General features: G+C 62.6%; 10 protein-coding genes and 1 pseudogene. All 11 read right to left on the bottom strand.

All coding sequences use genetic code 11. From position 1 onward, the window contains the following. Window positions 1-260: 260 nt before the first annotated feature. On the bottom strand, window positions 261-2057 hold the full coding sequence (gene ftsZ, locus A3AY_RS0115060) for a cell division protein FtsZ (protein WP_018326487.1): 1797 nt from the start codon (window positions 2055-2057) through the stop codon (window positions 261-263). 91 nt (window positions 2058-2148) lie between these two features. After that, a complete protein-coding gene (gene ftsA / locus A3AY_RS0115055) occupies window positions 2149-3480 on the bottom strand; it encodes a cell division protein FtsA (RefSeq protein WP_018326486.1) in 1332 nt (443 codons plus the stop codon). After that, window positions 3477-4409 (bottom strand): cell division protein FtsQ/DivIB, encoded by a 933-nt coding sequence (locus A3AY_RS0115050; protein ID WP_018326485.1) that lies wholly within the window; start codon window positions 4407-4409, stop codon window positions 3477-3479. Before A3AY_RS0115050 ends, ftsA begins: the two co-directional genes overlap by 4 nt. Next, window positions 4397-5323 carry a D-alanine--D-alanine ligase gene (locus A3AY_RS0115045; protein WP_018326484.1) on the bottom strand — a complete coding sequence of 309 codons (927 nt, stop codon included), beginning with the start codon at window positions 5321-5323 and terminating at the stop codon, window positions 4397-4399. Before A3AY_RS0115045 ends, A3AY_RS0115050 begins: the two co-directional genes overlap by 13 nt. Window positions 5324-5634: 311 nt before the next feature. After that, window positions 5635-5988 (bottom strand): annotated as a pseudogene (locus tag A3AY_RS35365) (aquaporin); the annotation flags it as partial. A gap of 61 nt (window positions 5989-6049) precedes the next feature. Next, entirely contained in the window at window positions 6050-7024 is a 975-nt protein-coding gene (gene murB, locus A3AY_RS0115035) for a UDP-N-acetylmuramate dehydrogenase (protein ID WP_018326482.1), read from the bottom strand. Further along, complete coding sequence (gene murC, locus A3AY_RS0115030) at window positions 7021-8436, bottom strand: UDP-N-acetylmuramate--L-alanine ligase (RefSeq protein WP_018326481.1); 1416 nt, start codon at window positions 8434-8436, stop codon at window positions 7021-7023. Before murC ends, murB begins: the two co-directional genes overlap by 4 nt. Further along, a complete protein-coding gene (gene murG / locus A3AY_RS0115025) occupies window positions 8433-9557 on the bottom strand; it encodes an undecaprenyldiphospho-muramoylpentapeptide beta-N-acetylglucosaminyltransferase (RefSeq protein ID WP_018326480.1) in 1125 nt (374 codons plus the stop codon). Before murG ends, murC begins: the two co-directional genes overlap by 4 nt. A gap of 9 nt (window positions 9558-9566) precedes the next feature. After that, window positions 9567-10721 (bottom strand): putative lipid II flippase FtsW, encoded by a 1155-nt coding sequence (gene ftsW / locus A3AY_RS0115020; RefSeq protein WP_018326479.1) that lies wholly within the window; start codon window positions 10719-10721, stop codon window positions 9567-9569. An 83-nt stretch (window positions 10722-10804) separates the two neighbouring features. Then, window positions 10805-12196 carry a UDP-N-acetylmuramoyl-L-alanine--D-glutamate ligase gene (gene murD / locus A3AY_RS0115015; RefSeq protein ID WP_018326478.1) on the bottom strand — a complete coding sequence of 464 codons (1392 nt, stop codon included), beginning with the start codon at window positions 12194-12196 and terminating at the stop codon, window positions 10805-10807. Window positions 12197-12202: 6 nt separating this feature from the next. Then, on the bottom strand, window positions 12203-13303 hold the full coding sequence (gene mraY / locus A3AY_RS0115010; RefSeq protein WP_018326477.1) for a phospho-N-acetylmuramoyl-pentapeptide-transferase: 1101 nt from the start codon (window positions 13301-13303) through the stop codon (window positions 12203-12205). Window positions 13304-13322 lie beyond the last annotated feature (19 nt).

Raw genomic sequence — 13322 nt, 5'->3', positions numbered from 1 at the left:
GCAAGTCACACAGTCGGAAAGCAGCGCCACGCACCGCCAACCGGTCCAATCTGCAGCCAGCGATGCATCGAATCGCGGTTCAGCCCCATCAGTCCCAAGTGTGAAGATAGTTGCACGCGACCGTCATTCCAAATCACTGTTCGTTTCGGTTTGTTACGCTGGTCAGGGACAACATTAACCACTGAAAATAATTGATAATCCATAAAAAATGCCCGGGCGCGAACCCGGGCATTTCGGCAAGGTGGAAGGCGGGTAGAAAATCAGTTCGACTGACGGCGCAGGAACGCCGGGATTTCGAGCTGATCGTCTTCATGCACGCGCGGCTGCGAGACGGCGCGGGCACGGTCGTCGAGGGGAGCAGCCCGGCGCGGCGCATAGACGCTTGCTTCCGGAGACAGCGGGCGGCGCTGCTGCGAGGCGGCGCTCGGCGCGCCTGTGGTCATGTCCGCCGTGACATTGTGGTCTTCCTCGTCGCGTCGTCCGAGCGAACTGGTGATTCGCTTCAGGAGGCCCATGGGGCCGCGTTCTTCCTGAGGCACCGGCTGGGCGCGATGCTCGGCCTCGGCCTTCACCATCGGCGGAAAGTCTTCCACCTTCGGCATGCGGACCGGCTCGGCCTGCTGGCGGATCACCGGAGCGATCGGCTCCTGACGAACCTGGGCAACGGGAGCGTGAACGGCAGGCTGCGGCTGGTAAGCCACCGTTTCGACTGTGCGCTGGACCGGGGCAGCGGCCTGGACGACCGGTTGCTCGACCGCAGCAACGCTGCCGAAGAGCTTGCTCTGCGGGCGGAACTCTTCCTGCGCCTGCTGAACCGGAGCGGCGGCACCTCCGCGCGGCATCGACAGGAACAGTTCCCGTTCGAGTTCGGCTTCGCGGATTGCACGGGCAATGTCGTCGGACGTCTGCGGAGCGGCCTGAGCGACCGCCTGCTGAACGACCGGAGCCGGCTGAACGGCAACCGGTGCCGGCTGCGGCTGAACGGCGACGGGCGCTTGCTGGACGGGAGCTGCCGGGATGGCAGCCGACGGGCGAACGATCGGCCTTGCTACCGGACGAAAGTCAGCGGAGCGACCAGCCACCTCCGCGGCGGTACGATCGATACCCGTTGCCACAACCGAAACGCGGATGAGGCCTTCGAGTTCTTCGTCGAACGTTGCGCCGAGGATGATGTTGGCATCCGGATCCACTTCCTCGCGGATGCGGGTCGCGGCTTCATCGACTTCAAACAGCGTCAGGTCGCGGCCGCCGGTGATCGAGATCAACAGGCCCTGAGCGCCCTTCATCGAGGTTTCGTCGAGCAGCGGGTTGGCGATCGCAGCTTCGGCGGCGGCCATTGCGCGGCCTTCGCCGGATGCTTCGCCGGTGCCCATCATGGCGCGGCCCATCTCGCGCATCACCGAACGGACGTCGGCGAAGTCGAGGTTGATCAGGCCTTCCTTGACCATCAGGTCGGTGATGCAGGCAACGCCCGAATAGAGAACCTGGTCGGCCATCGCAAACGCGTCGGCAAACGTGGTCTTGTCATTGGCGATCCGGAACAGGTTCTGGTTCGGGATGACAATGAGGGTGTCGACCGACTTCTGCAGCTCGGCGATCCCCTGATCGGCGAGGCGCATGCGGCGCTGGCCTTCGAAATGGAACGGCTTGGTGACGACGCCGACCGTCAGGATGCCCTTGTTGCGGGCCGCCTGGGCGACGACCGGAGCAGCACCCGTGCCGGTGCCGCCGCCCATGCCGGCGGTGACGAAGCACATATGCGTGCCGTTCAGGTGATCGATGATCTCATCGATGCATTCTTCAGCGGCAGCCCGGCCGACCTCCGGCTGCGAGCCGGCGCCAAGACCCTCGGTCACCGCGACACCCATCTGGATGATGCGTTCGGCCTTGGTCATGGTCAGTGCCTGGGCATCGGTGTTGGCGACGACGAAATCGACGCCCTCGAGGCCTGCCGTGATCATGTTGTTGACAGCGTTGCCGCCGCCGCCGCCGACACCGAAGACGGTGATGCGAGGCTTCAGCTCGGTGATATCCGGCTTTTGCAAGTTGATCGTCATTGTACCCGTTCCTTCCTGGTTTCTGGCCGCCTTGCCGAGCCGGCCAAATCACTAAATTCAGTATTGCATCCCGCCAGCTCCGCCGAAGGGATCAGAAGCTTTCCTTCAGCCATTGGCCCATGCGGGCGATACGGCTGTTGTTTCCTGCGAGCGACGACAGCAGACCGCCCTGCGACGCATGCGTTTCCATGTCCGCGACCTGCGGATAGATCATCAGGCCAACTGCCGTCGAAAAGGCCGGACCCTTGGCCGCCGCCGGCAGGCCCGACACGCCGAGCGGGCGGCCGATGCGAACGTTGCGGGCCAGGATACGGCGTGCCGCTTCCGGCAGACCGGTGAGCTGGCTGGCGCCACCCGTCAGAACGACGCGCTTGCCGACGATCGGGCTGAAGCCCGAACGCTGGATACGGTCGCGGATGAGTTCGAGCGTCTCTTCGATGCGGGCGCGCACGATGCGCGAGACAAGCGCGCGCGGCACATGCGTCGGCTGATCGCGGTCGTCCTCGCCGATCGGCGCGACCGAGACGATATCGCGTTCGTCGGCGCTGTTGGGCAGGGCCGAACCGTGCACCACCTTCAGCCGCTCGGCATCCTCGATGCGGGTCGAAAGGCCGCGCGCCAGATCGGTCGTGACGTGATGGCCGCCCAGCGAAACGGCGTCGGCGTGCACCAGCTTGCCTTCGGCGAAGACGGAGATCGTCGTCGTGCCGCCGCCCATGTCGATGGCGGCGCAGCCGAGTTCGACTTCATCGTCCACCAGCGCCGCGAGACCGCTGGCGTAAGGTGTTGCGACAATGCCCTCGACCGACAGGTGCGCCCGGTTGATGCAGAGTTCGAGGTTCTTCAGAGCGGCCCGCTCGGCCGTCAGAACGTGCATGTCGACGCCGAGAGAATCGCCGAACATCGCCAGCGGATCACGGATGCCGCGCTCGCCGTCGAGCGAAAAGCCGGTCGGCAGCGAATGCAGGATGACGCGGTCCTGGCGCTGCGACTGCTGGCCGGCAGCGGCGAGAACCTTCTTCAGGTCGGCAGCATCGACTTCCTGGCCACCGAGATCGATGGAGGCCGTGTAGACATCGCTCTGCAGGCGACCGGCCGAGATGTTGACGATCAGGCTGTCGATCGTCAGGCCCGCCATGCGCTCGGCGGCGTCAACGGCGAGACGGACGACACTTTCGGCGGCGTCGAGGTCGGCGATCACGCCGTTCTTCATGCCGCGCGACTTGTGATGGCCGATGCCGATGATGTCGATCGAATGCGTGCGACCCGGCAGGATCTGGCTTTCGGCGCGCGGCATGAGCCGGCCGATCATGCACACCACCTTGGTGGAGCCGATGTCCAGAACCGAAACGACATGAGACCGCTTGGAATTAAGCGGTTTCAGGCGGGGCAGACCGAGGTTGGAAGAACCGAAAAGGCTCATGTACGGTTCTCCTGTTCCTGCTTCTTCAGCATCTTCGTGCGCGCTTCCAGAACCACCTGCCGGCGGGCGGCGGCTTCGGGCGTCAACTGTATCGTCGTGCGATCTTCCAGCCGCAGATCGACCGCGGCGATATCGCGTTCCAGCAGTTGCTGCCCCTCCTCCATCGTCGAGAGAACCTGCATGGCGCGGTCGAGATCGTATTCGGGCAACTTGATGGTGATACCGTTGTTGAGCATCAGGTCCCACCGGCGGCCGGCAACACGAACATAGGCTTTGACGCGCTTTGCGATTTCCGGCCACTGCGAGAAACGCTCGTAGAACTCGGCGGCAGCCGTCTCGGCGTCGCGACCGACGAACAGCGGCAGGTCCGCGAACTTGTTGTCGCGCAGCGGCGCAATCACGCTGCCGCTCGCTTCGATCAGCGACAGGTCCGTGCCGTGCTGCCAGATGCCGAAGGCCTTGCGCTCCTTGAGGCTGACTTCGATCGTACCGGGATAGACCTTGCGGACAGCAACGTCCTCGACCCAGGGCATTTCGCTGATCAGCTTGCGGGCGACATTGATGTCGAGTGCCACCAGCGACGTCGCGCCGTCGAGGCCGAGTTGCTGCAGGATATCGATTTCCGAGGTCTGCTCATTGCCGGAGACCTTGACATCCTCGATCGCAAAACCGGCCGCCGTGGTCGTCGTCTGGGCGAAATCCTGGCTGTGGCCGCCGAGCGACATGCCGTAGAACCCGGTCGCCGCCAGGAAGGCCAGCGCCGAGACGGTGCCGGTGTGCGGAGCGAAATGAATGCGGCCGGTTCCAAGGCTGACGAGGAAGCGCACGACGCGGCGCAGCGGGCGCGGCAGAACGCGCTGACCGTCGAGATCAGCCGCCTCTAGCGGAGCCCGCACCCTTGCTGCCTTCCTGCCCTTCAACGCAAACACGACGCGTCCTCCACCATCCACCTGAGGAATTCACCGAACGTATGGCCGGCATGCGCCGCCATTTCAGGCACCAGAGAGGTTGGAGTCATTCCGGGCTGAGTGTTGACCTCCAGCCAGATGAGCTCTCCGTCTTCAGAGAAACGGTCGTCAAAGCGGAAGTCGGAGCGGCTTACGCCGCGGCATCCAATCGCCTGATGCGCCTTGACTGCGAGTGTTTGTATTTTTTGGTAAATATTCGGTAAAATATCGGCCGGGATGACGTGTTTTGAACCGCCTTTTACATACTTTGAATCGTAATCGTAGAAAGCGTGCCCCTGCGGGATGATTTCGGTCACACCAAGCGCCGTGTCGCCCATGACGCCGCAGGTCAATTCACGGCCATAGACATAGCGCTCGACCATCACGCGGTCGCCGTAGCGCCACTCGCTGGAGGTTATCACCTGCGGCGGATGGGACTGATCTTCCTTGACGATGACGACGCCGAAGCTTGAGCCCTCACGAACCGGCTTGACGACATAAGGCGGCTTCATCGGGTGCTGCGAGCCGAAATCGTGGCGGTCCATGATCCGCGCCTCGGCGACCGGAATGCCGGCGGCACTTGCGACATGCTTGGCCTGCGCCTTGTCCATGGCGAGCGCGGACGCCAGGACGCCCGAATGGGTATAGGGGATTTCGAGATATTCGAGGATGCCCTGGATGGTCCCGTCTTCGCCGAAGGGGCCGTGCAGCGCATTGAAGGCAACGTCCGGACGCAGATCGGCAAGCACGGAGGCGACATTGCGATCGACGTCGACGCGGGTAACGCGATAACCCTCGGCCTCGAGAGCGTCGGCGCACGCAGCCCCGGACGACAGACTCACCGGCCGCTCCGAAGAAAAACCGCCCATCAGGACAGCGACGTGCTTACCACTCATAAAAACCCCCGACATTACGCCAGTCTTACAAATTTCCGCTTGCGCCTAGCTTGTTCACGCTCGCGAGTCGCACCCCTCAGGCACAACCCCACTAGAGCGGCATTATGGTTAATGAACCGTTTACTTTGGTTAACCCGTTCCAAGGATGGATGAAATATTTGCTATCGAATCAACGGCCTGTTCGATTCATCGCTTGGAATCAGAGAGTTAGGTCCGACGCAACTGATTTTCGTAAGGGCACCTGCAAAGAGAAAGGCTCCGCCGTTGCGCGAAGCCTCCCTGCAGACGATCAAAGTCGGGATTGCGAGCTGTCACTCGCCTTCGCCGACAGCCTTCCAGGCGATGCCGCCGATTGCTGCTCCGATGATCGGAGCAAGCCAGAACAGCCACAGCTGCTGCAGCGCCCAGCCGCCGACAAAGAGCGCCTGCCCCTTCGACCGCGCCGGATTAACCGACGTGTTGGTGACCGGAATCGAGATCAGGTGGATCAATGTCAACGTCAGGCCGATGGCGATCGGCGCAAAGCCTGCCGGGACGCGGCCGCTCGTGGCACCAAGGATGATGAAGAGGAAGAAAGCAGTGAGCAGCACCTCGATGACCAGCGCCGCGGTCAGCGAATAGCCGCCTGGCGAGTGCTCGCCATAGCCATTCGCCGCGAAGCCGCCCCAAAAACGAAAGACCGCCGCGAATCGGTCCGCGGCGGTCTCTCTTCGTCCAAAGGTTGGTTCAGGCCGTCAGTTGACCGAGAAATTCCCTCACCTCGTAGCCCGGCATGAAAGTGCCGATGCGCTTGATCTCCCATTCGAGCGTGACGCCCGAGGTCTCATAAACGCGCTGGCGCACGGTTTCGCCGAGATATTCAAGGTCGTAACCGCTCGCCTGGCCCGTATTGATCATGAAGTTGCAATGCATCGGCGACATCTGCGCGCCGCCGATCATCAAACCACGGCAGCCGGCTTCGTCGATAAGCTTCCAGGCGGAATGGCCGTCCGGGTTCTTGAAGGTGGAGCCTCCGGTTTTTTCGCGGATTGGCTGAACCGTCTCGCGGTGCTGGCGCACGGCATCCATGTCGGCGCGAATCTTGGCCTTGTCTTCGAGATAACCCTCGAAAACCGCGTGCGTGAAGATCAGATCGTTCGCGGCGGCAGAGTGCCGGTAGGTATAGCCCATGTCGTCGTTGGTGAGCACGTGCCTGTTGCCGCGGCGGTCGACCGCGTGAACCTCCACCACGCGGTCGCGCGTCTCGCCGCCGTTGGCGCCGGCATTCATGCGCAGCGCACCGCCGATCGAGCCGGGAATGCCGTAGTAGAAATGAAAACCGCCAATGCCATGATCGAGCGTCATGGCCGCGAGATTCTTGTCCGGGCAGATCGCGCCCGCTTTCACGCGGGTCTCGGAGACAAGCTCCACATCACCAAACCCTTTGGCCGAAAGGCGAATGACGACGCCCTTTATGCCACCGTCGCGGACGAGCAGGTTCGAGCCTACGCCTGCGACCATGACGGGCACTTCGTCCGGCAGCAGCTTCAGAAAGGTGACGAGATCATCGGTGTCATGCGGTTGGAACATCAGTTCGGCAAGGCCGCCTGCACGGAACCAGGTGACGCGGTCCATCGGCGCATCCGGCGTCAGGCGCCCGCGCAGTTGGTTTACGCTGTCCCCGAGAGAGGCTAGCAGCTTTGTACCATCAACCTGTTTCATGCGGAATTTCCTGAAATACCTGCGAGTTCCTTCGGAAGGGCGGCAGCCCAGTAAGTGATGCTGCCAGCCCCCAAGAGAACCACAAAGTCACCCGGTTGCGCAATGGCGGAGACGATCGGCGCGATCGCGTCAGGGCCTTCGATGAAGCGCGCATCGCGGTGACCGCCGGCCTTGATGCGGGAGACGAGTTCCGGCGAATTGACCCCTTCGATCGGATCCTCGCCTGCGGAATAGACAGGCGCAAGCAGCACTGTATCGGCATCGTTGAAGCAGGCGGCAAAGTCCTCAAAGAGGCTGTGCAGCCGCGAGAAACGATGCGGCTGGTGCACGGCAATGACGCGGCCCTTGCAGGCCTCGCGGGCGGCCTTCAGGACCGCCTTGATCTCGACGGGATGATGGCCGTAGTCGTCATAGACGCGCACATCGTTCCACTCGCCGGTAAAGGTGAAGCGCCGTTTCACACCGCTGAAGGCAGCAAGACCCTTGGCGATATCGTCGGGCTTGATGCCAAGGCGTTGGGCAACGGCGATCGCAGCGGTGGCGTTGGAGACGTTGTGACGGCCCGGCATCGGCAGCCGCAGATCCGGCAATTTGATGACCTGGCCTGTGCGGCGGCGGCGGATTTCCACGTCAAAGATCGACGTCGCCCCATCCATGCGGATATTGGAATAGCGCACGTCAGCCTGCGGGTTTTCGCCATAGGTGATGACCTTGCGATCCTCTATCTTCGAAACCATGGTCTGCACCTCTGGATGATCGAGGCACATGACGCCGAAGCCGTAGAAGGGCACGTTCTCGACGAACTGGCGGAAAGCGGCACGCACGGCATCGAAATTGCCGTAGTGATCGAGATGCTCCGGATCGATATTGGTGACGACGGCGATATCGGCGGGAAGCTTCAGGAAGGTGCCGTCGGATTCATCGGCCTCCACCACCATCCACTCGCCCTCGCCCATGCGGGCATTGGTGCCGTAGGCGTTGATGATGCCGCCGTTGATAACCGTCGGGTCGAGCCCGCCGGCTTCGAGAAGCGATGCAACCATCGACGTCGTGGTGGTCTTGCCGTGGGTTCCGCCGATCGCGATCGCATTGCGGAAGCGCATCAGTTCGGCGAGCATTTCGGCGCGACGCACCACTGGCAGCAGTTTTTCGCGCGCGGCGATCAGTTCAGGATTGCTCTTCTTGATGGCGGTCGAGACGACGACGACTTCGGCGTCGCCGATGTTTTCCGCCTTGTGGCCGACGAAGACCTCGATACCCTTGTCACGCAGGCGCTGGACATTGGCGCTGTCGGACTGATCGGAACCCTGCACCCTGTGGCCGAGATTATGCAGCACCTCGGCAATACCGCTCATACCGATGCCGCCGATACCGATGAAATGAACCAGGCCGATCGTCTGCGGCATTTTCATGAGCGTGTTTCCTTGAACTGTGCAATCGTCGAACCGCTGGCAATAGCTTCAACCATGGCGGCAAGCAAGCGTGCGGCATCCGGTTTGCCCGCCTGTTTGGCGCTTGCGGCCATGCCTGCGAGCTTGGCGGGGTTGTTCATGGCTTCCGTCAGGATACGGCTCAGTTTTTCGGCCGAAAGCTCTGCCTGGGCGATCACCTTGGCACCGCCGGTCGCCGCAAGTGCGGCCGCATTGGCCGCCTGATCATGATCAAGCGCGTAAGGATAAGGCACCAGGATCGCCGGACGTCCGATCACGGCTATCTCCGACACCGTGGAAGCGCCCGACCGGCAGATGACCAAGTGAGCCTTGGCGATCCGCTCCGCCATGTCGGTAAAGAACGGTGCAATGTCCGCGCTCATCTCAAGCTTGGCAATGCAGCCTTCGACCATGGGCATGTCTTCGGCGCGGGCCTGCTGGGTGACGCGAAGCCGCGCCCGCAGGCTGTCGTCGAGCAGGCTGATTGCCGTCGGCACGCTCTTGGAAAAATACTGCGCGCCCTGGCTGCCACCGAAGACGACGAGGCGGAATTCTTCGCCTTCACCCGACGGTTGATACGGCACCTTGGCCGCTTCCAATACCGCCGGCCGAACAGGATTTCCCGTCGTCACGGTCTTTGCGGCATAAGGGCCATTCGTTTCCGGCAGAAAACCGCCGGCAATTGCCTTGACGCGTTTGGCGAGTGCCTTGTTCGCCCGGCCCATGACCGCATTCTGCTCGTGGATCATCGAGGGAATGCCCATGCCGGTTGCGGCCAGCAGTGGCGGAATCGTCGGATAGCCGCCGAAACCGACGACGACCTTCGGCCGCACCTTTGCCATCAATCGGCGCGCGATACGCATGCCGGACCAGAGCGTCCACAGCGAGCCAGCGACCTTCAGGGGATTCTTCGAGCCGATCGTCGCCGAGGGCACGACATGGATTTCATCGGCCGGGAATTTTCCCGCATAGCGCTCCGCCCGGCTGTCCGTCACCAGATGGACGGAATAGCCGAGCGCCTTCAACTCGTGCGCCAGCGCTTCCGCAGGAAACAGGTGGCCGCCGGTGCCGCCGGCGGCAAGCATGATGATGCCTTTACTCATGGTCAGTCCTTACTCCGCCGGAACGCCCATGCCCGAGCGGAACAGGCTGCGCTCGACGGCACGTTTTTCCGGGCGATGGCGGGTCAGCGCCAGGATGAAGCCCGCCGTCACGCAGATCGCCACCATGGAGGAACCGCCATAGGAGATCAACGGCAGGGTCATGCCCTTGGCCGGCAGGAGCTCCAGGTTGACGCCGATATTGATCATCGACTGGATGCCGATCTGCAGCACGAGGCCGGCAACGGCGAAGCGGGTGAAATCGTTGCGTTCACGGAAGGCATGGGAAAGACCGCGCATGACGAGGAAGGCGAAGATCAGCACGATGACCATGCAGAAGATGATGCCGAACTCTTCCGCCGCGACCGAGAAGATGAAGTCGGTATGGCTGTCCGGGATGATCCGCTTGACGACGCCTTCGCCGGGGCCTTGCCCCAGCCAGTCGCCGCGAATGATCGCCTCGCGCGCCGTATCGACCTGGAATGTGTCGCCCTCGCCGGTCAGAAACCGGTCGATACGACCAGCCACGTGCGGCAAAATCGTATAGGCGACCACCAGCCCCCCGACCGCCGAGCCGCCGAGCACGACGATCCAGAGCCATGGCATGCCCGCCATGAAGAACATGCCGCCCCACACGGCCGTCGTCAGGATCGTCTGGCCAAGGTCTGGTTGCGCCACGAGCAGAGCGACGACGATGCCGTAAAGCAGGATGGCGAACAGATTGCCTGGAATTTCCGGCTGGCGCGCATGCTCTGAAAACAGCCAGGCACAGACGACGACGAAGGCCGGCTTCATGAATTCGGACGGCTGGATCGACAGGCCAGCCAGCGAAATCCAGCGACGGGATCCCTTGACCTCGGCACCGAAGAACAAGGCAAGCACCATGAGGGCAAGCGAGACGAGGAGCAGGATCATCGCCGTCCGGCGCACCTGCCGCGGCGAGAGGAAGGAGATGCCGATCATCACCGCAAGCGACGGCAGAAGGAACGCGGCGTGCCTCTTGACGAAGTGGAAGCTGTCGAGATTGAGCCGCTCGGCCACCGCCGGGCTTGCGGCGAAGGACAGCATGAAGCCGATCCCCATCAACAGAATGAAGGTCGCCAGGAAGAACCTGTCGATCGTCCAGAACCAGTCGGCCACGGGGCCACGTTCGGCACGGCTTACCATCTCTTCGTCCCCTTCAACGGCGCGTCCGGCGCCAATCCGTCTTCATCAGGGCTATCGGCCCTCATAATCCGCAAGGTGCGGCCTCATATCAGCATCGTCACGCCGTCGATCGCAGCCACATGGCCGACGAAAGCATCGCCCCTGACCTCGAAGTTCTTATACTGGTCGAAACTTGCGCAAGCCGGGGAGAGCATGACGGCGGATGGCCCCGCTTCGTCCTTCGCGGCGTCGGCTGCGGCATGGGCCACGGCCTGCTCCAAGGTCCCGGAAATCTCGAAGGGTACCGCCTCACCCAGTGTCGCGGCGAAAGCGGGCGCAGCCTCGCCGATCAGGTAAGCCTTGGCGATCTTCGGGAAGAACGGCGACAGTGTCGTGATCCCGCCTTCCTTGGGCACACCGCCGGCGATCCAGTAGATCCGCTCATAGCTCGACAAGGCGGGCGCTGCCGCATCCGCATTGGTCGCCTTGCTGTCGTTGACGAAAACCACCTGCCCCTTGCGACCGACCGGCTGCATGCGGTGCTTGAGGCCAGGGAAGGAGGAGAGCCCCTTGACGATGTCTGCCAGCGAAACGCCGACGGCAAGGCAGGCGGCAATTGCAGCCGCCGCGTTCTGGGCATTATGACCGCCGCGCAGCGTCTGGATGCCATCGAGATCGACAAACAGGCTGGTTGCTCCGGAAACGGCCTGCACGATCCGGCTGCCCTCGGCATAGAGACCATCCGCCAGCACGTGATGCCGCGAAATCCGCACGACTTTCGTGCCGGCGCGCTCGACGCGGTCGGCGATCAGACTGGAAAAGCCGTCATCGACGCCGACAACGGCAACCTCGCTCCCGGCAACAAGGCGTTCCTTGATATCGGCATAATTCTGCATCGTGCCGTGCCGGTCGAGATGATCGGGCGTCAGGTTGAGCAGGATGCCCGCGGACGGATTGATCGTCGGCGCAAGGTCGATCTGGTAGGACGAGCATTCGACGACATAGAAACGGCCGCTCCTGGGTGGATCGAGCGTCAAAACAGCCGTGCCGATATTGCCGCCGAGTTGCGTATCACGCCCGCTCGTCTTCAGGATATGGGCAATCAGCGCTGTCGTGGTGGACTTGCCATTGGTCCCGGTAATGGCGATGAACGCGCAGTCCGGGGCATGGGCGCGCCGTTCGCGCACGAAGAGTTCGACATCGCCGATGATCTCGACGCCGGCTGCATGGGCAAGATCGACGGTCCAGTGCGGCTTCGGATGGGTGAGCGGAACGCCCGGCGACAAAACGAAGGCGGAAAAGGCGCTCCAGTCCGCCTGTCGCAGATCACCGGTACCCACACCCTCGGCAATCGCCTTGGCAACGCTATCGGGGTTATCGTCCCAGGCCGTCACCTTGGCGCCACCGGCGACCAGCGCCTGCGCCGTCGCCAGGCCGGAGCCGCCGAGGCCAAAAAGCGCGACCTGCTTACCCTGGAATGTCGTGACCGGGATCATCGGCCTTCACCTCAGCTTCAGGGTCGCGAGGCCGACCATCGCGAGGATGACCGCGATGATCCAGAAGCGGATGACGACCTGGCTTTCGGTCCAGCCCTTTTTCTCGAAATGATGGTGGATCGGCGCCATCAGGAAGACGCGTTTGCCGGTGCGCTTGAACCAGAAGACCTGGATGATCACCGACAGGGTTTCGATGACGAACAGGCCGCCGATGATGATCATGACGATCTCATGCTTGGTGGCGACGGCGACCGTGCCGATCAGACCGCCCAAAGCGAGCGAACCGGTATCGCCCATGAAGATCGCCGCCGGCGGCGCATTGAACCAGAGGAACCCGAGACCTGCGCCGATGACGGCGCCGAGGATGACGGCGAGTTCACCGGTGCCGGGGACGAAATGGATCTGCAGGTAGTTTGCAAACACCGCGTTACCGGCAAGGTAGGCGATAACGCCGAAGGAGGCGGCGGCAATCATCACCGGCACGATGGCAAGCCCGTCGAGGCCATCGGTCAGGTTGACCGCATTGCCGGCGCCGACGATGACGAAACCGCCGAACAGGATGAAGAAATAGCCGAGATTGAGGGTGAAGTCCTTGAGGAACGGGAATGTCAGCGACGAGCCGAAGGTCGAGCCGCTCGTTCCCGCGGACAATGCGGTCCGCATCATGAAGAAGACGGCAATGGCGGCGATGACGAATTCGATACCCAGACGAGCCTTGCCGGAGAAGCCCTTGTCCGACTGCTTCGTCACCTTGAGATAATCGTCATAAAATCCGATGGCGCCGAAACCGAGCGTCACGAGCAAAGTCGAAACCACGTAGACGCTGGACAGATCGGCCCAGAGCAGCGAACTGCAGACGATGCCGGCGAGGATCATCAGGCCGCCCATGGTCGGCGTGCCGGCCTTCTTGAAATGCGTCTGCGGCCCATCGGCGCGGATCGGCTGGCCTTTGCCCTGGCGGACGCGCAGCGACGAGATCATCCGTGGTCCGAACAGGAAGACGATGATTGCCGATGTGAACAGGGCGGCGCCGGTACGGAAGGTGATGTACCGGAAGAGGTTGAAGAATTGAAAATGGTCCGCCAGTTCGACAAGCCAGATGAGCATAAGGGACCTTTCCCCAAAG

The organism is Rhizobium giardinii bv. giardinii H152 (genome assembly GCF_000379605.1).
In the GTDB taxonomy this organism is placed as follows: domain Bacteria; phylum Pseudomonadota; class Alphaproteobacteria; order Rhizobiales; family Rhizobiaceae; genus Pararhizobium; species Pararhizobium giardinii.
This window is presented reverse-complemented; position numbering and strand designations above follow the sequence as displayed.